This window comes from Neotamlana laminarinivorans, from assembly GCF_020523925.1.
GTDB classification, from domain to species: Bacteria; Bacteroidota; Bacteroidia; order Flavobacteriales; family Flavobacteriaceae; genus Neotamlana; species Neotamlana laminarinivorans.
The window spans coordinates 43056-63274 of sequence record NZ_JAJAPW010000003.1 but is presented as its reverse complement, the minus strand read 5'-3'; the positions used below and the strand labels follow the sequence as shown (position 1 = coordinate 63274).

Genomic DNA, 20219 nt, shown 5'->3' with positions numbered 1-20219 from the left:
GTTCAGGATAACAAAACTATAAGTTTTGTAATATTTTCTTAAGAGCTAATTGCGCTGCAAATGTTCTATTATTAGCTTGTTGAATTACAATTGAATTTTCAGAATCTAACACGGCATCTTCTACAATTACATTTCGCCTTACTGGTAAGCAGTGCATAAATTTAGCATCGCCTAATTTTTCTTTAGTAATCATCCAATTAGCATCGGTATTGGTGACTTTACCATAATCTTCAAACGAACTCCAGTTTTTTACATATACAAAATCGGCATCTTTAAATGCTTCTTCTTGGTTATGAATTATTGGCGTGTCTTTAGTTATTTCTGGACTTAAATTATAGCCTTCAGGATTAGTTATCACGAAATCTACATCCATTTTTTGCATCGCTTGAGTAAAACTATTTGCTACAGCGTGCGGCAATGCTTTTATATGTGGTGCCCAACTTAAAACCACTTTTGGCTTCTTTTTTTTAGAAAACTCAGAAATAGTTATCGCATCGGTTAAAGCTTGCAGCGGATGTCCTGTGGCACTTTCCATGTTTACAATGGGCACCGAAGCGTACTTTTTAAAGGCCTCTAAAACTTGTTCGCTTTCGTCTTTTACTTTATCGGTTAAAGTTGGAAATGCTCTTACGGCAATAATATCGCAATATTGAGATACTACCGCTGCAGCTTCCTTAATATGTTCGGCGGTGTTGCCGTTCATAACCGTACCGTCTTCAAACTCTAAACCCCAAGCATCTCCAGAAACATTCATTACAATAGGATTCATTCCTAAATTTAAAGCTGCCTTTTGCGTACTTAAGCGCGTGCGTAAACTAGAATTAAAGAACAACAAACCTAAGGTTTTGTTTTTTCCTAAATCTATATGTTTTAACGGCATTAGCTTGAGCGCTTTGGCTTCTTCAATCCAAGAATCGATGTTATCGATATCGTTTATTGACGTGTAATGTTTCATTTTTTGTGTTTAATTAAAAACCTACAAGACTTTAACGATCTTGCAGGCTGCATATTTCTTTATTTTACTTTTGTAAATGGCACTTTATTTTCAATGGCATTTTTTATAAAATTATCTTCAAGTCCATTTACAATCCAAGTTTCTATATTTGATTGTTTAGCAACCGATGCCGCTTCTATTTTAGATTGCATACCACCACTACCATGTGATGATTTAGAATTTACAACTTCGTTTTTTAAATCTTCAAAATCATTAACCAAAGCAATAGTTTCTGGCGTTCCGTTTTCCATAGAAGCTTTTGTATAAATGCCGTTTGTATTTGTTGCGATTATAAACAAATCGGCTTCAATTAACGAGGCTGTTAAAGCACCTAATTTATCGTTATCGCCAAATTTAATTTCGTCGGTAGCAACTGTATCATTTTCATTTATAATAGGAATGTAATTATTGTTTACCAACACATTAATGGTGTTTACAATATTTACTTTGCTTTCTTGTTTTTCGAAATCGGAATAGGACAGTAAGCATTGCGACGTTAGTAAGCCATATTCTCTAAATATTTCTTGATAAATACGAATTAAATGCGGCTGACCGATAGAAGCTAACGCCTGTTTTACAAAAACATCTTCTTGTTTACTTTCTAACTTTACAAATTGCTTTGCTACAGCAATAGCCCCAGAACTTACAATTACAAATTCGTAATCTTTTTGAAGTGTTGCAATTTGATTTGCTAAATCTTCAATTTTTCCACGCGATAAATTATCGGTTTCTTTGGTAAGCGTGTTAGACCCTATTTTTAGTAAAATGCGTTTCTTTTTTCCCATTTTTACGTTTACGTATTGCACTTCTACGGCGCTCAGTGTGATATACTTCGTATTACAGTTACTCCTTTTAATTTAACGTGTTTGTCCAGTTCCGTGAACGTACCATTTATTGGTTACTAAATGTTGTAAACCAATTGGTCCGCGTTGGTGTAATTTATCTGTACTAATAGCTAATTCGCCACCTAAACCTAATTGTCCGCCATCGGTAAATCGTGTTGAAGCATTATGATAAACCGCTGCTGTATCAACATTTTCCATAAAGGTTTTAGCTTCACTTTCGTTTTTTGTAATTATAGATGAAGAATGCCCGCCAGAATATTTGTTTATCATGGCAATAGTTGCTTCGTTATTAGCAATTTCACCTATTAAAATTTTATAATCTAAAAATTCTTCATGCCAAATATCATCCGAAGTAATTTCTTCTAAATTATTAGCTTTAGCAACAGTATTATCCCCTAAAACTTTAATTTTTGAATCGTTTAATTTTGAAATTAATTGCGCTACAAATTCGTTTTTATTAGGCAGGTTTTCATCAATTAAAACTTTATCGACTGCGTTACATGCCGAAATTTTAGATTTTCCGTTAAGGATAACATCAATAGCTATATCTAAATCGGCTTCCTTATGAACATACACAAAATTATTACCACGACCACTAACAATAACAGGGCAACGTGCGTGTTCCTTTGTAAATGCAATTAAACGTTCGCCACCACGAGGCACAATTAAATCGAGTTGTTGCGTTGGGTTTTCTAAAAAGGCTTGGGTTTCAGTTCTGTTAAACTGAAGATATTCTACCCAATCGGTTGACGCTTCATTTTCTTCTAAAGCTTGGTGCCATAACTCAACAATTTTTAAGTTAGAGCGTAAGGATTCTTTACCGCCTTTAAGTAAAATTTTGTTTCCAGATTTAAATGCAATTCCAGCAGCTTCAACCGTAACATCTGGACGCGATTCGTAAATAATTAAAACCGTACCAAACGATGCTGTTTTATTATAAATTTGCATGCCGTTTTCGTGCTTAAAGCTAAAGCGCTCAACCCCAACTGGGTCGTCTTGCGATGCTAAATGCTTCGCAGATTTGATCATCTCATCAACCTTGGCATCATTCACTTTTAAACGATCGAACATTGAAATATCGTCGCCTTTGTAAGCTTCACAATCGGTTTTATTAATGTTAATAATTTCTTGCCTTTCTTCTTCTAAAAGTTCTGCCATTCGTAATAAAACGGCGTTTCTTTTTTCAATAGATAGTAAGGTGTTCATTGTGTTTTCTTTTTTATAGTTTGCCATAGTGTACTATTTTTTAAATGTAATAGCGACTAGGTCTTTATAATGTTTTGTTAAACTTTAAAGCACTTCTTTTAAAGCTTTAAAAAAGACATCTATTTGTGCCTTAGTTATATTTAAAGGCGGCAAAATTCGAAGTAATTTTTTATTTGAAGCACCACCAGTAAAAATATGGTATTCGTAAATTAACTTTTTTCTTAATTCGCCTACTTCAAAATCGAATTCTAAACCAAGCATTAAACCGCGACCTTTAATATTCTTTATCTGTGGAATGGCTTTAGCTTCCGAAATAAAATACTCAGAAATCTCATTTACATTAGTAATTAACGCTTCTTCTTCAATAGTATTTAAAACCGATAAACCTGCAGCGCAAGCCAAGTGATTTCCGCCAAAAGTAGTACCTAACATACCGTATTTTGCTTCAATATCTGGGTGAATTAAAACGCCTCCAATCGGGAAACCGTTACCCATACCTTTAGCTATCGAAATAATATCTGGAGTAACATTGTAATACTGAAATGCAAAGAATTTACCAGAACGCCCGTAGCCCGATTGAACCTCATCGGCAATAAACATGGTATTATTGGCTTTACACAAAGCAAATACTTGCTCGTAAAAATCTGCAGTAGCTTGATCTAAACCACCAACACCTTGAATAAACTCGATAATTACTGCGCAAACATCACCTTTTTCAAGTTCTGCTTTTACGCCTAAAATATCGTTAAGCTCTAAAATAGTTACCTTCTGTTGTGCATTAATTGGCGCAATAATATTTTTATTATCGGTAGCAGCAACCGCCGCCGATGTACGTCCGTGAAATCCATTTTTAAAAGCAACAACACGCTCTTTTCCTGTTTTAAACGAAGCCAATTTTAAAGCATTTTCGTTTGCTTCGGCTCCAGAATTACATAAAAACAAGTTGTAACCTTCGCAACCAGATAAGGCTTCAGTTTTATTAGCTAATTCAACCTGCAATGGGTTTTTAATCGCGTTAGAATAAAACCCAAGTTTATTAACCTGCTCTGTAATAGCTTTTGTATAATTAGGGTGTGCATGACCAATAGAAATTACTGCATGACCACCGTATAAATCTAAATATTCTGTTCCGTTATCGTCGTAAACATAAGCGCCTTTTCCAGACACTGGCGTTACGTTGTATAACGGATACACATCAAATAATGGCATTTTAGCTTTGTTTTAAATGATTAATTTTTTCGAAAGAAGCCACAATACCTTGTATTAAAGCCGAACTTAAACCTTGATGTTCCATAGCGTTTAAGCCCTCAATAGTACAACCACTTGGTGTTGTAACCCTATCTATTTCTTGTTCTGGGTGCTTGCCAGATTCCAGCAATAAACTCGCCGATCCAAAACAGGTTTGCACCGCAAGTTCGTGAGCTTCATCGGCCTCAAAACCTAACTGAATAGCACCTTGGGTTGTAGCACGAATAAGTCGCATCCAGAAAGCAATACCACTCGCACAAATTACAGTTGCTGCCTGTATTTGCTCTTCAGGAATTACCATGGTTGCACCTAATTGGTTAAATATTTTTTTAGCTAATTCAATTTTTTCCTCTCCTTTATTATTCGCTGCTAAACAGGTCATAGATTTCCCAATAGAAATCGCTGTATTTGGCATAACGCGGATGATATTTTTATCGGCTCCAATAAGGCTTTCAATTTTAAAAATTTCAAATCCAGCAGCAACCGACATGATTACATGATGCTTTTTAATACACTTGGCAACACTTTCCATCACACCTTCAATATGCCTTGGTTGTAATGCAAAAATTACAACATCCGATTTTTTAACAGCCTCAGCATTATCGCTAGTAATAGTTACATAATCTTCCTTATAAAAAGCTTGAACCGCCGCCGTATTTTTATCACTTAAATAAAGTGATGTAAACGATTTATTTTTAATTAGTCCTTTGGCAATTGAACTCCCTAAATTACCCGTTCCAATAATGGCTATTTTCATAATTTTTAAAATTTATTTTATGGCGTTACCCACAAGGGGTCGCGCTTTCCGCTATATCTTTTTTATTGGTTCTCGATACATTTTGCTCATACTTCACAAAACACTCGAACTGACATAAAAAAGGATGCCGCTGCAATCGCTAACGCACCACTGTTATGTGACACTAAAACACAGAAACAAGTTCAGCACAAGCTTCTTCAGCATAACAACATACCTAAAAATACGTTCCTTTTAATCCCAAACCTGTTGTTTCTTCTAAACCAAACATTAAATTCATGTTTTGTAAGGCTTGTCCAGATGCACCTTTTAATAAATTATCAATAATACTTGTTATTAATAATTTACCTTCATGTTTATGTAAATGCACCAAACATTTATTGGTATTTACAACTTGTTTTAAGTGTAAAAAATCGTCACTTACAAAAGTAAACTTAGCATTATCATAAAAATTTTGATACAAGTTTTTAGCATCATCAACCGATCCTTCAAACTTTGTATAGAGTGTTGCAAAAATACCTCTAGAAAAATTACCACGGTTAGGCATAAAATTAATTTCTGAAGCAAAATTATCTTGCAATTGCTTAACCGACTGATTAATTTCTCCTAAATGCTGATGTGTAAATGGTTTGTAATACGAAAAGTTATTATCGCGCCACGTATAATGCGTCGTTGCAGACAACGAAGTTCCTGCGCCAGTTGCGCCTGTTACAGCATTAATATGCACATCGTTTTGTAATAAATTCGCATCAGCAAGTGGCAATAAACCTAATTGAATCGCTGTCGCAAAACAACCTGGATTGGCAATATAGTTAGCACCTTCAATAGCCGTTTTATTTAATTCTGGTAAACCGTAAACAAAGGTTTTACCTTCAAAAACCTTATCGGCTTCTAATCTAAAATCGTTACCTAAATCAATAATTTTAGTGTTTTTAGAAAATGTATAATTCGATAAAAACTTAACCGAATTGCCATGACCTAAACATAAAAACAATACATCTACATTCGTATTTACAGTATCGGTAAACACGCGGTTTAAACTTCCAACTAAATCTTGATGAATTTTACTTATTTGGTTTCCAGCATTACTGGTGCTGTAAACAAAATCTATTTCGGCATTCGGGTGATTTACCAATAATCTTATTAATTCACCAGCTGTATAACCGGCGCCACCAATAATTCCTACTTTTATATTTTTCATTGTAAATTAACTTTTCTTTCTTTATAAATACCAACATGAGACTTCGACTGCGCTCAGTCTGACATATTCTGCATGATAAAAAAATTACGAGTTTACCTGTTGGTAAATTTTATTTTGGTTACCAACTATTTTAATAAAACCTTTAGCTTCATCGGCAGTCCAACCTTTATTTTCTTCGCCGTAGCTTCCAAATTTGGCACTCATTAAATCGTGTTTAGATTTAATACCATCTAATGTAAAATGGTAAGGCTTTAATGTTACCGTTACATCCCCTGAAACCTTGTCTTGGCTACTTTGTAAAAAAGCTTCCATATCTCGCATAACAGGATCTAAATATTGTCCTTCGTGTAAATGCATACCATAAAAATTAGACAAATAATCTTTATGTTGTAATTGCCATTTTGTAAGCGTATGTTTTTCTAATAAATGGTGTGCTTTTACAGTAATTAAAGCTGCAGCAGCTTCAAAACCAACGCGACCTTTTATACCTACAATAGTATCGCCTACGTGAATATCTCTACCAATAGCAAAAGCTGAAGCTATAGTATTTAATTTTTCAATATTTACTTCGGGGGCGTTTGCTTCACCATTTAAAGCCACAAATTCACCTTTCTCAAAAGTTAAAGTCACTTTTTCTTCACCTTCTTTTTGTAATTGCGACGGATAAGCTTCACTTGGCAATGGTTTTTCCGAATTTAAGGTCTCTGCGCCACCAACACTAGTTCCCCAAAGCCCTTTATTAACAGAGTATTGGGCTTTTTCCCAAGACATATCAATTCCATTTACCTTTAAGTACTCAATTTCTTCTTGTCTAGATAATTTTTTATCTCTAATAGGTGTAATAATTTTTATACCTGGCGCTAAAGTTTGAAAAATCATATCGAAACGCACTTGATCGTTTCCTGCTCCAGTACTACCGTGAGCAATATATTCTGCATCTATACTTTTTGCGTATTCTATAATTTCGATAGCTTGAATAATTCGCTCTGCACTTACCGATAATGGATAAGTATTATTTTTTAACACATTACCAAATATTAAATACTTAACCACTTTGTTATAAAATGTTGGTACAGCATCAATATTTTTATAAGTGGCAACCCCCATTTTATAGGCGTTTTCTTCAATTTTATTAACTTCTTCTGTTGTAAAACCACCAGTATTAACACTAACGGCATGTACTTCGTATTCTTTTGATAGACTTACGGCACAATACGATGTATCTAAACCACCACTGTAGGCTATTACTAATTTTTTCATGTGTTTATTTTTATTGTTTTTTTGATATTTATAATATCTGAATAATTTATTTTACTAAATGAATTTTTAAAAGCTGAATACACTTTTTACTCTACTATTTTAGTTTTAAGAATTTTATTAAACTGACCAATTTTAGACTCAAAATAAGCATTAACATAATACTTATATTTAAGCTCATCTCTTAATTTTCCTAACTTTTCTAAAACCTCAATTAAAACTGGAGACAAATCTTTTAAAGTTATATATTTCATTCCTAACAACTCATTATTATGATGCACTGTTGCGCCTTGAGCAATTGAAATAAGAAAGTTTTTATTAAAATGCTTTGTTAATAAATCCATTAACAACAAACCCAGATTATTATTACGATATTTCTCGTGAACCCAAAGCGAAGAACGTTCGTAAACCGAAAATTTACCAACTACGTGTTTGTGCGCAAAGATATGACCAAAAATTTCACCATCTTTGACTATAAGGTAGCAACCATTTTTTAAACGATCTAACAACATACCCACGTTAGCATGATACATAGCTGCTTGATTTTTAGTTCTTTCTGAAATAATTTGCAGCTGCGCATGAGTAATGTCGTGCGTGAATACAACCTGCAAGCCTTGTAACTCACAATAGGCTTTGGCTTCTTCAATAATAATATTTTTTTCAACGTCCAATACGGTTTCCATTTTCAGTAATAATTAAACCTGGTGCAAAATGCACGTTAATGAAAATAAAAGCTTTTAACTTTTAAAATTTTACTATAAATAATAACGAAAATTGAAAGCAGCGAATGCTTTCTTAAACAGAATAGCCCCTAGGGGCGTGTATGTGGAAAACGCACAACAACCGCTCTAGTAAAATTTACTAGAACAAAAGAGATAAGAGATATGTTGTTTCCTGTTTTCACTGAATAAACTATCTTTACTATTAACTCTAAATCGTCGGCGTATGCCCCTTTCGTTAATATGAGTCGCAAATGTACAACTAAATATGAATTGCGCAACTAAATAATTTAAAAATAAGCAGATTTTAAATTTAATTAATCATGAATTAACAAATTCTTAAAAACTAACAATTAACGTTAAATTTTTTTCTGATTTTTAGACAAATAATTTTCTATTTTCAAAGAAAAAGCCCCTAAAAAAACTAACTCTTTTACTTTTAGAGGCTTAAATCAATTCAAAAACTAATAATTTTATTTTTTAAGTTCGAATTTTCTTCTAGAGACCTCTGTTTCTGATGGAAAATCTTTTGGTATTTCGGTTTGAGAAACACTTCCCGTTGCCGCCCATTCGGTACCGCGTTTAAGTAAGGTTATAAAACCAACGCACTCAAAGGCTTCTACATCGTGCCCCAATGTGGTATGATAAATTCTTCCTTTACCATAATTAACAGTCATTACTACAGGTTCTTTTTGTTCTAGTTCTGGTTTTTTTAGCCTTGAGGCCGCCATAGACAAAACGGTAATATTTTTAGCTGGCCCACGCATAAAAGCGTAACACTCGTCGTTAGCATGCATCCATGCTTTTGGCAAACCTTGGGTTATGGCATGCGTTGCATTATAATTGGTAACTAAAAAAGCTTCGCGTTTACCGTGTCTTCCGCCTTTACCTTCGGTATAATCTCTTTTTAGGTCGTTGTTTTTATCGACATACAAATAAGGACCATGTTTTTCGGTTCTGCCTCCCCAGCCACCAATACCAATCATTTCGTTGTAGGCAGTCCATTCTGGAAAACTATTATCGGCGGCATGCACACTAACAAAACCACCACCTTTTTTCATATATTTTTCAAATTTTTGTTGTGTTTTTTCCGACCACGAGGCTGCGTTATATCCAAAATTTGAAATTACCACATCGTATTTTTTGAATTTCGGACAAAAATCCGGATCAGTTTTAGGCTTACCTTCAACTCCTTTCTCAACATCAGCTAACGCTAACCAATCGGAAAACCGCTTACTATTATATAAGTATTTAGTCCTAGCAATATCGACTTGAAACAAACCTGTTTCTTCTAAATATTGCTTCATCATAATGGTAGATTTCGGCCAAACATTATGGTTGTTTTGCCCATCTACAATTAGAACTTTAATTTTTTTTCTTTTATCATTAATACTATAACCATTTGCAAAAACAGATACTACAAACAGTATAAAAACAATTCTTTTAATCATAAAGTTACTTTCTTAAATCCCTAAAACACGCTTTAAATAATCTTCATCAATATCACCACCTGAAAAATCATCAAAACTACGAGTTGCTGCTTCAATAATATGTTTTTGAATAAATGGCGCACCTTCTCTGGCTCCTTGTTCCGACGATTTTATACAACACTCCCATTCCATAACTGCCCAAACATCACAATTATACTTTGTTAGTTTAGTGAAAATGCTTTTAAAATCTACTTGCCCGTCGCCTAAACTTCTAAAACGTCCTGCACGATCTTTCCAATCGGCATAACCGCCATAAACACCTTGTTTTCCACTAGGATTAAACTCAGCATCCTTAACATGAAACGCTTTAATACGCTCGTGGTAATAATCTATAAACGTTAAATAATCGAGTTGTTGTAGCACAAAATGACTTGGGTCGTATAAAATATTAGCTCTAGTATGGTTGTTGGTAGCTTCTAAAAAACGTTCGAAGGTAATGCCATCGTGTAAATCTTCACCCGGATGTAATTCGTAACACACATCAACCCCATGTTCATCAAAATGATTTAAAATAGGCAACCATCGGTTAGCTAATTCTTTAAAACCCAACTCGACTAATCCCGCAGGGCGTTGTGGCCAAGGATACACTGTTTGCCACAATAAAGCTCCAGAAAAACTAGCGTGCGATTTTAACCCTAATCGTCCGCTAGCCGTTCCACATTTTTTTACAAAATCTATCGCCCATTCGGTTCTAGCTTTAGGATTTCCTTGCACATGCTTTGGCGCAAAACCGTCAAACATCGTATCGTATGCTGGATGCACAGCTACCAACTGCCCTTGTAAATGCGTAGATAATTCGGTTATTTCCAGTCCGTATGACTGTACTTTCCCTTTCAATTCATCGCAATACGTCTGGCTTTCGGCAGCTTTTTCAATATCAATTAAACTGGCTTCCCAAGTAGGAATTTGTATGCCTTTGTATCCTAAATCCGAAGCCCATTTACACATGCCATCTAAACTATTAAACGGTGCTTCGCTTCCTGCAAATTGTGCTAAAAAAACAGCAGGTCCTTTTATTGTATTCATTTTTTTATATTTTTTATTTTGGCGTTACCACAGGGGTCGGGCTTTGCGCTATATCTTTTTTATTTGTTCTCGATACATTTTGCTCATGCTTCACAAAACACTCGAACTGACATAAAAAAGGATGCCGCTTCAATCCCTAACGCGGGCACATCTGCCAACTATTTGTTTATATCAATCTACTTTTTCCCAAGCAGCATTATTCTTATCACTTGCTACGGCAGCATAAATAAATTGCATACCGCGAACGCCATCTTTAGCCGTTGGATAATCGGGCTTTTCAATAGTTTCACCATTTAAAACAGCCATTAAATGCGTAGCAAAATTTTTGTAAATGGTTGCAAACGCTTCTAAATAACCTTCTGGATGTCCAGCAGGAATTCGTGAAACATTTAAAGCTTCATTGTATAAATTATTACCGTTTGGCGTGTAAATTTTCACAGGTTCTTCCAACCAATGTGTAATTAATTGGTTTGGGTTTTCTTGATGCCATTCCAAACTTCCTTTATCGCCATACACTTTAATCGCTAGGTTATTTTCTTCACCCAAAGCAATTTGCGAAAAAGACATCGTTCCTTTTGCGCCATTTTCCATACGGAGTAATACATTGCCATCATCATCGAGTGTTCTCCCTTCACCAAAAACACCTAAATCGGCAGCTAATTCATCAATTTTAAGTCCGGTAATATATTCCACTAAATTTTCGGCATGCGTACCAATATCGCCTAATGCGCCACCAATACCCGATCGTTTCGGGTCTACACGCCAAGAGGCTTGCTTCTGCCCTGTTTGTTCAACAGCTGTAGATAGCCAACCTTGTAAATACTGTACTTGCACTTTTCTAATATTACCAATATCACCATGATCGACCAAAGCTTTCGCTTGCTTCACCATTGGGTGACCAGTGTAATTATGTGTTAATGCAAAAAGCTTTCCCGTTTTTTTTACTATTTTTTCTAGCTCAATGGCTTCATCTAAAGTAAGCGTTATTGGTTTATCGCTTACCACATGAAAACCATTTTCTAAAGCCATTTTAGCTGGTGGAAAATGCATATGATTTGGCGTTACAATAGACACAAAATCCATTCGCTCGCCTTCAGGAAGTTCTTTTTCCTTTAAAATCATTTCTTCAAAAGTACCATAGCATCTATCTTCAGGAAGAAACAACGCTTTCCCTGAGCTAATCGATTTTTCGGCCGTACTACTAAATGCACCACAAACTAACTCGATCATGCCATCAATTCCGGAAGCTTTTCGGTGAACATCGCCAATAAATGAGCCTGTTCCTCCGCCAATCATTCCCATTCTTAATTTTCTATTCATGTTAACTTTATGCTTTTTGTTTTCTTTTATTCATATAAATATTCAACCCCAAAAAGGCCACAATTAAAATTGCTGGTAAAATAGACATGGTTCGCAAGGCTTCTCCCGCACTAGCATTATCCATTAAACTTCCCATAACTGGCAAAACTAAAGATACCGAAAACATACCAGCACCACCCATAATAGATAGCCCAAGCGCTCCGGTTTCTGGTAAATATTCTGCCACAAAACTTATCATGGTTGGCCAAAAGAAGGTAACTCCAATAGCAAATACTGCTGCAGCTACAAAGGTCATTCCGCCACTGGTTATCGTTAACAACCACAAGCCTATAAATGTAAATATTGCCGAGTACAACAACATGCCCGATGGTTTTAATTTGTGTGCTACCGGACCCGCAAACAAACGTCCTAAAGCCATGATACCATTGATAAAAGCCAGTACTAATAAAGGCACTGCTACCGATTCTTTTAAGAGTGATTCAATGCGTTGCGTAGTTCCTAACTCTGATGCGGCTGTTAAAAACATACAAAACACCATAAAAATAAACAGCGGTTTTCCTAAACTTGAAAACATTTGTTTATTAGTAATTCCCATTTGCACACGCTCTGTTACTGGAAAACTTTGTCCTAAAAACATTACTCCATAAATAATTACCGGAATAAATAATGTTGCAACCATAATTTGCCAGTTTAAACCTAAAACATCCATAACTAGCCAACCTACAATCGAACCAATTACAATACCTCCAGGAAACCAAACATGAAAACGGTTTAACATTTTTGTTTTTTCTGTGGAATACATCGATGCTATTAACGGGTTTAATGCCGCTTCAACCATACCATTTCCTATACCCACAAATAATGTTGCTAGAAATAAGGAAGTCATAGAACCTGCCATTATAGTCCATACAATACCTATGGAATGTGCTATAAACGCCATCCAAGTTATTTTTTTAATACCTAAAAAATCTACTAATGAGCCTCCAAAAACCATGGCTAGAGTAAAGCCAAAAAAGGCCGGAGTAAAGGCATATCCTATTTGTTCAAGTGTAAGTCCAACACCTTCTGGCCCAAATACAGTTTCTAATCTGGCACGAATAGCAAACGTCATTGCTGTAGTAATTAAAGCTAAACAACTTGCCAAAAAGAGTCGGCTTTTGTTAATTTTTTTCATAATTATTTAATTAAGTTGGTATAATTTATATCTCTATAATTCTTTTATTGGTGTGGTGTTGCCAATATTTTAATAAAGAAAAAAGATACTCCTGTGAAATTAAATAATTAAAACTAAAAGACTGTGCGTTTTAATTCATTGAAAAAAATTAAACATTGTTTAATTAAGAAACCTGAAGATTGTTTAAACTATGTTTTAAGCGGTATTCGTTAGGCGAACACTTTTCGTATTTTTTAAACACAGTAGCAAAGTACTGGCTTGTAGCAAAACCACTCATATAAGACACTTCGGCTATAGATAACTCTGCATTTTCTATTAAAAGCTGTTTTGACAACCCTAAACGCTTCATGGTTAAATAACGCATAGGTGTTAAATTGGTAAGCTGTTTACAATGAAAGGTAAAACGCGTAACTCCAACACCAGCAGATTGTGCCATATCTTCTATCGTCCAGTTTTCTGAAAGGTTTTTATCGAGTTCTTTTAGAAAGAATTTCACACTTCTAGAACTATCGGTAAGCGATTCGTCAAGTTCTATTTTTTCTGCATTCATTACATCGAGAAGCAGAATTAATAGATGATTAATTAATAACCGCAAGCGAGAAGCACTGCTACCATTCACATCGGAATTAACAGTTTTTTGGATTCTTAAAAAGCAATCACGAATACTTGAATTCGTTTTTAAAATAGACTTTTTATTTTTTCTAAGTATAGTTGTTAACCGCGCTAAATCTGAAGACGTAAGCGTTATCCAATCTGGCCAAACCCATTCTTGATGCGGACGACGTACACCTAAATCTATAATTACCCAATAAAATTTACCCATTCCAATATGCGGGTTCCCAACTTTATGAGCTTCCCACGGTCGTGTAATGGTTAAGTAATTAGGCTCTAAAATTACTTCTTTACCTTCTTGAGCGTAAGGCATTGTACCCGATTCAAGAAAATGAAATTCAATACCTTCATTTCTGTGCCAATCTAAACCCCAATCCTGCGGCTCGTTAGCATCCCAATAGCCAACACTATTTAAACCAATAGTGTTTTCATCTAATTCATCTCCGGGATAACTTAATCTTGAAAGTGCTTTAAATGTTATTTTTTTTCGCTTAGCAGCATCAATTAAAGGTAAACAAGTATCAGCATGGTAAACTATACCATCGGCTTCATAAGGCTGTATACATTGCGTTTTAATTTCCACTGAAATATTTTAAACATTTAGTGCAAATTAGTTATTTAAAAATTAAGAAACAAAATCTTAACATTACACCAATCATCAATTCAATAAAAAACCTATTTACTTTGTTTTAGTAAAACTAATAATGCTAAAGCAGCAATAAACACACCTAAAAATTCTCTAGACCCTTCCAAATAAGGCTTTTCATAAACCATTTCGCCAAAAATTTCATTTTTATTTTCGGTTTGCAACCAATCTAAAACACTAGAAAAGTAAAAACTACCATAAACTAAAAGACAAACAACAACTAACCATATAAACCATTTTGAGTAACTATAAAAGTTTGCACCAAGAAACAATATGGAAACAAAGCCATAAATTAAAACCCATAACACAGGATCGGGGTCGTTTATTTGTAACAAAGCAAATATTACAAAAACTATAAAAAATAAAACATTTATTACTTTTTGCTTTGTATTTAGGTTGTTGGCTTTCATTTCTATTAATATTAATTCAGCTAGCAAATTAGTTATTTTCTAAACATTAATGTTTAAAAAATTTCATTGTAAAAAACTGTACAGATATAAGTGATTTTATTTTTTACTTTTGGAAAATACTAAAACCAACTATATTCTATTTTTATGTTAAGTACCAAGATAATTGCATTTATTTTTGCGTTAAACTCCTTTTTATTAATATCTCAATCTAAATTTTCTGGTCGTATTTTAGACTCTAATAACTTACCCTTAGAAGGTGTTACTATTCTTTTAAAATCAAATACAAACCTCCTTACTATGACCGATTCTAATGGAGAATTTATACTAGAAAATATTTCAGACGGCAACTACACCCTTACTATTTCTCATTTAGGATACAAAACCATTATTGAAGATTTAAATATTTCAGAAAATTTCACAAAAAATTACACTTTAAGTCCCGATTTACTTAATCTTCACACCGTAGTTATAACTGGAAATTTTAATCCGAAATCCCAACTTGAATCTAGTACTTCTATTAGTACTTTAAACACCAACGCATTTAAACAAATTGTTCCACAAGGCACAGCAAACTTACTGCAAACCATTCCTGGAACTTTTGCCGATGCCTCGGCAGGCGAAGTATTTACCAGAGTTTATACTCGAGGTATTTCGGCTGCAGCCGAAGACGATTTAGGCTGGTATTATGTTTCTCTGCAAGAAGATGGATTACCTGTTAGTTTAGTTCAACACTCGTATTATGGATCCGATTTATTTCACAGAGCAGATATTACAACTCAAAAAGTAGAAGCTTTGCGAGGTGGAAGTGCATCTATTACTGCAATGAATGCTCCTGGAGGCATTTACAACTTCATATCGAAAAAACATAGTGAGACCTTATCGGGCGAAATACAAGCACAAACTGGAATTCAAGGCGACGGAAACCCTGTTTACAGAACCGATGCCTTTGTAACTAGCGGCTTTGGTAACAATTGGTTTTTTACAGCAGGCGGACATTACCGACATAACGAAGGCGCCAGAAATACCAATTTTACGTTTAGCAAAGGAGGGCAATTTAAATTCAACCTTATTAAAGAAAACTCTCAAGGCTATTTTAAGCTTTACGGAAAATATTTAAACGACCAAACCAACCGATATAATGGTGTTGCAGCTACAAATTGGAACGACCCAACACCTGCTTTTGGTTTCGATTTTAATAACACTGCTTTAATGATGCCTGAGTTTAACGCCAATATTCCAGACGGCCGTAATTTAAACAGCACCAATAGTTTCGATCCATCTCAAGGTGCACATGCTAAAGATTTAGCTGTTGGCTTCGATTTTCTGCAAGATTTAGGCAATAATTGGTCGGTTAAAAACAATATTAAATTTTCGTTTAAAGATGCTAATTGGCAAACTTCAATTAGTAATGCTTTTGTGTCCATTAGCGATCCTACGGTGTATTATTTAGTAAGTAATGGCAATCCATTTCCTGTTGGACAAATTGTTTTTAAAGACGCCAATACTGGAAACGAATTAGCAACCATTAATAACAGCGGAATTTTTGCCGGCACTGGTTCGCAATACATTAGCGGTTCTCTACCAAACGATGCCGTAATGGGAACCTCTATGTGGTATAAAGACAACGATGCTAACGAAATTATGCAACAACTTAATTTTAGAAAAGAATTTAGCAATCATGATTTAAACTTTGGTTTGGCTTCTGGTTTTTCCGATACATCGGTATATACACAAGGAAGTTTTGCGTTTTCAACCTACGAAAACAACCCTAGAATGTTACAAGTTACTTTAGAGAATCCTGGAGACCCAGTTATTGCCTTATCCGATGAATATGGTGTAAGCAACTATGGCGGTTTATTTTTTACAAACAGTAGGGCCAATATTAGTCAAATTGCTGTTTTTGCTAACGACCAATGGAAAATTTCTAACAAGCTAGTTTTAGATTTAGGATTACGCTTTGAAAGCATAAAACACAAAGGAAGTAACGACATGTTTGAACCTTATACTGCAACGGGTGGTTTGGATGGTGATGAAACCACAGCTTACGATAATAATATTTTACAACCAACAGGCGATCGCAACGCTTTCAATTTTACTTATAATTATTTATCGTATTCTGGCGGATTAAATTATAAATTAAATGAAGATGCTGCCTTGTTTGGACGTCTTTCAAAAGGACATAAAGCACCAGAGTTAAATTATTATTTCAATAACTTTTCTAATGTACCTGTAAATGCTGAAGGTGAAATTCAAGATATCACCCAAATAGAACTTGGACTGAAATCAAGTTTTAAAGATTTCTCGTTTACAACGACTTTATTTTGGAGTGAATTGAAAAATATTGGAAGCACAAATTTTGAATTTGATAGCGATAACGGAAGTATTTTTTACACACCAATACAAAACAATACTTCAAGAACCATTGGATTAGAATGGGAAAGTGTTTATTCACCAATTGATGTTTTAGCATTTCGTTTTAATGGTGTTTTACAAAACCCGAAAGCTAGCAAATGGACCGTTTATGATGCTGCCGGAACAGTAGACACAAGCGACGACAATACCACCGACTATTCTGGAAACCAACTTGCTTTTAACCCTAAACTGCTATTTAATTTATCGGCCGAATTTAATAAAAATAAATTCTCGTCTTTTATAAAATGGCAATACATGGGTAAACGCGAAGGTAATGTTGCCAATGCATTTCAGTTAGATCCTTACAGTACATTTAACGCTGGTATTGGTTATAAAATAAATAAAAACCTTTCGGCTAATTTACTAGCAAGTAACATTTTTAATTCGGAAGGATTGGCTAACTTTTTTGGCGCAAACACCTTTGGAGCAAATGCCAATGGAACAACACAAGAATACATTGAAGCTAATCCAGACGCTAGTTTTGTAGTAGTGCCAATATTACCTCGTGCCACTATGCTACAATTAAATTACATTTTTTAAATAAAATCTAACTTTATAAAACAAAAAACACCTAAAGCAAAATGCTTTGGGTGTTTTTCTACTAACTAAAATAACATTTCAAAATTGAAATAAACTTTTACTTTCCTTGCTTTTCCAGAGTCATAAGCTCATCCATAGTCCAATAATCTTCTCTATCTCCCGCTTTTTTCCTAGCATTACTTACAAACTTACGGTGTACGCCACCTTCTCCATTCATGGCTCTTACATAAGTTAAAACATCTGCAATCCATTGGTCACTATTATCTTTTAAAGGCATCATTATACCGTATTCTTTTCCTTCAATAGGACCAATTAAACCATGAAGTAATATTCTACTTAAAGTTGTTTTATCTCCTTTTACACGAGCACTACCAATTAAAGGTGGCGCAATTAAACCATCGTTTCCAATAGGAACTCCCATTAAATCTGGACCGTGACAGGTAATACATAATTGATTATAGGCATCGTAACCAGCTAGAATACTATTTTTAGTTCCTGTACTATAACCTTTAATTTGTTCTTTAAGTTTCTCTAGCTTAGAGTCGTCTTTCTTTAAACTTTCGGTAACCGAATGTGTAATTATTTCATTTGCAGCGAAACGATCTTTTAAAACGGATAAAATTTCGGTTGATTTTTTAAATTTACTATACCTTAAACTTAAAGCTAGTTGGTTTACAACCTCTACCGAAGGATCGTAAATTAATTCTTCTAAATCATCTAAAATTTCAATATCGCCTTCTTTAAATAAGTTTTCGCATAAACGAATTGCTGTTATTCTAACGCGTTTATCTTCATCTTTTAACTTAGCTTGTAAAAGCGATTTATCTATTACGTCCATTCCTTCTAAAGTCCACAATGCATGAACACGCTGAATACCTAAATCTTTATCAGAATTAAACCATTTATCAAGAAAAGAGGTATTATCTAAAGCAATTTCCTTTAGTAAAGGAATTACAGATTTATCATCTTCTAAAATAATTAATTTTTGCGCGGTATTACGATACCAACCATTTTTATGCGCTAAATATTCAACTAATTCTGAAGCGCTTTTATTAGTTAAACTAGGCTTTTTATCTGGTTCAATATCTTCATGAACAATTCTATAAATCCTACCTTTACCAATATTCTTATCTAAACCTTTACGTAAAATTACTGGTCGTAAAAAACTACCTTCTCGAGTCCAATTTCCTTCTTGTATAATACCGCGATACATATCTACAATATAAAGCGCTCCGTCTGGTCCTGTTTTAGCTTGAACTGGCCTAAAATTTAAATCGGTTGATGCCATAAATTCAGCTTCATCATAAGCATTATGCAACACTCGTTTACCAAATCTATCGGTTTTTACTTTAGCTCTTCTAATTAGTCTTCCAACAGGTTCGGGTATAAACAAATCACCATAAACTGATGGTGGTAATTTGTGCCCTCGATAAATTTCTTGTCCCGCAACACCTGTAAAATGGTTTAATGTATTATCTGGACGTAAACGTTTTTTTCCTCCTTGTACATCTGGTGTTCCAACAATTGGCCAAGGTTCCATAAAACCTTCGGCTAATCTACCTTTAGGATTATAATCGCCATAAATTGCAGGTTGCTGAAAACCATAACCCGGGTTTTCACTTCCTGCCGAGGCATAATACATTATCCCTAAATCGTCTTGTGTTAAGCCCCATTGACCTCGTGGCATAACCTCAACAGAATCTACAACAACCTTACCATCACTTTTAAACTTAAAACGAATAGGGTTATAAGTTGTATAAACCCAATTATCTAAATTCCAAATAAGTCCACTTTGTTGATGTTCTAAATTTCCACCACGTCGGTTATCGTTAAAATAAACACGTTGTTTTTTATCTGCAACCCCATCGCCATCGGTGTCTTTATAACTCCATAAATCGTAAGTGTAAGTTTCGTTTACTATTAGCTCGTCTTTTAAAGGTAGAATCATTCTTGGTAGTAATAAGCTATCAATAAAAACAGTGCTTTTATCCATTTTACCATCGCCATCTAAATCTTCTAACATTTTAATTTTACTCACCGGAATATTTTCGGCAGTAGCATCAACATCTTGCATATATGTATTCATTTCGGCTACATACATTCGGCCATCTCCATCCCAAGCAATGGTAACTGGCTCATTTATCATGGGTTCACTAGCTACAAGCTCTACTTTAAAACCTTTAGGCAAGTGAAATGTTTCCATACTCTCTTCTGGCGACATAAAAGTTGATGGCGCTTCAGGAACTATTTCAGGTTTTTCGTAAATAATATCTGAATATTCTTTTTCCTTACAATTTAACATGGCTAACCCAACGAGGAGCAGAACTGTTATTTTCTTCATTTTTCGATCTTTTTTACAAAAAAA

The 20219-nt window shown here is 34.5% G+C and carries 16 protein-coding genes; 1 reads left to right on the top strand and 15 read right to left on the bottom strand.

Going from position 1 to position 20219, the window contains the following annotated elements; translation table 11 throughout:
- Positions 1-16 precede the first annotated feature (16 nt).
- The 14 genes from LG649_RS07040 to LG649_RS06975 all read right to left on the bottom strand — a co-directional run bounded on the left by LG649_RS07040 (position 17) and on the right by LG649_RS06975 (position 14929).
- Positions 17-955, bottom strand: coding sequence for an N-acetylornithine carbamoyltransferase (locus LG649_RS07040; protein WP_226542708.1), 939 nt, complete (start codon positions 953-955; stop codon positions 17-19).
- 59 nt (positions 956-1014) lie between these two features.
- Complete coding sequence (gene proB, locus LG649_RS07035; protein ID WP_044632804.1) at positions 1015-1779, bottom strand: glutamate 5-kinase; 765 nt, start codon at positions 1777-1779, stop codon at positions 1015-1017.
- Between the two features lie 72 nt (positions 1780-1851).
- Positions 1852-3045 carry a glutamate-5-semialdehyde dehydrogenase gene (locus LG649_RS07030; RefSeq protein WP_226543556.1) on the bottom strand — a complete coding sequence of 398 codons (1194 nt, stop codon included), beginning with the start codon at positions 3043-3045 and terminating at the stop codon, positions 1852-1854.
- An 84-nt stretch (positions 3046-3129) separates the two neighbouring features.
- Positions 3130-4254: an aspartate aminotransferase family protein gene (locus LG649_RS07025; protein ID WP_226542706.1), complete on the bottom strand. Its 1125-nt coding sequence runs from the start codon at positions 4252-4254 to the stop codon at positions 3130-3132.
- Position 4255: 1 nt separating this feature from the next.
- On the bottom strand, positions 4256-5050 hold the full coding sequence (proC, locus tag LG649_RS07020) for a pyrroline-5-carboxylate reductase (RefSeq protein WP_226542704.1): 795 nt from the start codon (positions 5048-5050) through the stop codon (positions 4256-4258).
- Between the two features lie 214 nt (positions 5051-5264).
- On the bottom strand, positions 5265-6248 hold the full coding sequence (gene argC, locus LG649_RS07015; protein ID WP_226542693.1) for an N-acetyl-gamma-glutamyl-phosphate reductase: 984 nt from the start codon (positions 6246-6248) through the stop codon (positions 5265-5267).
- Between the two features lie 84 nt (positions 6249-6332).
- A complete protein-coding gene (locus LG649_RS07010) occupies positions 6333-7508 on the bottom strand; it encodes an argininosuccinate synthase (RefSeq protein WP_226542691.1) in 1176 nt (391 codons plus the stop codon).
- Between the two features lie 86 nt (positions 7509-7594).
- A complete protein-coding gene (locus LG649_RS07005) occupies positions 7595-8188 on the bottom strand; it encodes a GNAT family N-acetyltransferase (RefSeq protein WP_226542689.1) in 594 nt (197 codons plus the stop codon).
- A gap of 509 nt (positions 8189-8697) precedes the next feature.
- Entirely contained in the window at positions 8698-9675 is a 978-nt protein-coding gene (locus LG649_RS07000; RefSeq protein ID WP_226542687.1) for a ThuA domain-containing protein, read from the bottom strand.
- A gap of 12 nt (positions 9676-9687) precedes the next feature.
- On the bottom strand, positions 9688-10740 hold the full coding sequence (locus LG649_RS06995) for a sugar phosphate isomerase/epimerase family protein (RefSeq protein WP_226542685.1): 1053 nt from the start codon (positions 10738-10740) through the stop codon (positions 9688-9690).
- 171 nt (positions 10741-10911) lie between these two features.
- On the bottom strand, positions 10912-12060 hold the full coding sequence (locus LG649_RS06990) for a Gfo/Idh/MocA family protein (protein ID WP_226542683.1): 1149 nt from the start codon (positions 12058-12060) through the stop codon (positions 10912-10914).
- Between the two features lie 7 nt (positions 12061-12067).
- Positions 12068-13234 carry an MFS transporter gene (locus LG649_RS06985; protein ID WP_226542681.1) on the bottom strand — a complete coding sequence of 389 codons (1167 nt, stop codon included), beginning with the start codon at positions 13232-13234 and terminating at the stop codon, positions 12068-12070.
- Between the two features lie 163 nt (positions 13235-13397).
- Entirely contained in the window at positions 13398-14429 is a 1032-nt protein-coding gene (locus LG649_RS16390; RefSeq protein WP_226542672.1) for an AraC family transcriptional regulator, read from the bottom strand.
- Positions 14430-14521: 92 nt separating this feature from the next.
- Entirely contained in the window at positions 14522-14929 is a 408-nt protein-coding gene (locus LG649_RS06975; RefSeq protein ID WP_394371904.1) for a transmembrane 220 family protein, read from the bottom strand.
- 117 nt (positions 14930-15046) lie between these two features.
- Here LG649_RS06975 and LG649_RS06970 point away from each other — a divergent pair, with 117 nt between their 5' ends.
- The gene (locus tag LG649_RS06970; RefSeq protein ID WP_226542668.1) at positions 15047-17854 is read left to right on the top strand and encodes a TonB-dependent receptor; all 2808 of its coding nucleotides are present in this window, start codon (positions 15047-15049) and stop codon (positions 17852-17854) included.
- A 97-nt stretch (positions 17855-17951) separates the two neighbouring features.
- Here LG649_RS06970 and LG649_RS06965 read toward each other — a convergent pair whose 3' ends face one another.
- The gene (locus tag LG649_RS06965) at positions 17952-20195 is read right to left on the bottom strand and encodes a DUF7133 domain-containing protein (protein ID WP_226542666.1); all 2244 of its coding nucleotides are present in this window, start codon (positions 20193-20195) and stop codon (positions 17952-17954) included.
- Positions 20196-20219: the final 24 nt, after the last annotated feature.

Coding starts and splice junctions, on each gene's coding strand:
- LG649_RS06990 (WP_226542683.1), bottom strand. CDS start 12,060: ATGAATAGAAAATTAAGAATGGGAATGATTGGCGGAGGAACAGGCTCA.
- LG649_RS06965 (WP_226542666.1), bottom strand. CDS start 20,195: ATGAAGAAAATAACAGTTCTGCTCCTCGTTGGGTTAGCCATGTTAAAT.
- LG649_RS07000 (WP_226542687.1), bottom strand. CDS start 9,675: ATGATTAAAAGAATTGTTTTTATACTGTTTGTAGTATCTGTTTTTGCA.
- LG649_RS07025 (WP_226542706.1), bottom strand. CDS start 4,254: ATGCCATTATTTGATGTGTATCCGTTATACAACGTAACGCCAGTGTCT.
- LG649_RS07005 (WP_226542689.1), bottom strand. CDS start 8,188: ATGGAAACCGTATTGGACGTTGAAAAAAATATTATTATTGAAGAAGCC.
- proC (WP_226542704.1), bottom strand. CDS start 5,050: ATGAAAATAGCCATTATTGGAACGGGTAATTTAGGGAGTTCAATTGCC.
- LG649_RS06985 (WP_226542681.1), bottom strand. CDS start 13,234: ATGAAAAAAATTAACAAAAGCCGACTCTTTTTGGCAAGTTGTTTAGCT.
- LG649_RS06995 (WP_226542685.1), bottom strand. CDS start 10,740: ATGAATACAATAAAAGGACCTGCTGTTTTTTTAGCACAATTTGCAGGA.
- LG649_RS07040 (WP_226542708.1), bottom strand. CDS start 955: ATGAAACATTACACGTCAATAAACGATATCGATAACATCGATTCTTGG.
- argC (WP_226542693.1), bottom strand. CDS start 6,248: ATGAAAAATATAAAAGTAGGAATTATTGGTGGCGCCGGTTATACAGCT.
- LG649_RS07030 (WP_226543556.1), bottom strand. CDS start 3,045: ATGAACACCTTACTATCTATTGAAAAAAGAAACGCCGTTTTATTACGA.
- proB (WP_044632804.1), bottom strand. CDS start 1,779: ATGGGAAAAAAGAAACGCATTTTACTAAAAATAGGGTCTAACACGCTT.
- LG649_RS07010 (WP_226542691.1), bottom strand. CDS start 7,508: ATGAAAAAATTAGTAATAGCCTACAGTGGTGGTTTAGATACATCGTAT.
- LG649_RS06970 (WP_226542668.1), top strand. CDS start 15,047: ATGTTAAGTACCAAGATAATTGCATTTATTTTTGCGTTAAACTCCTTT.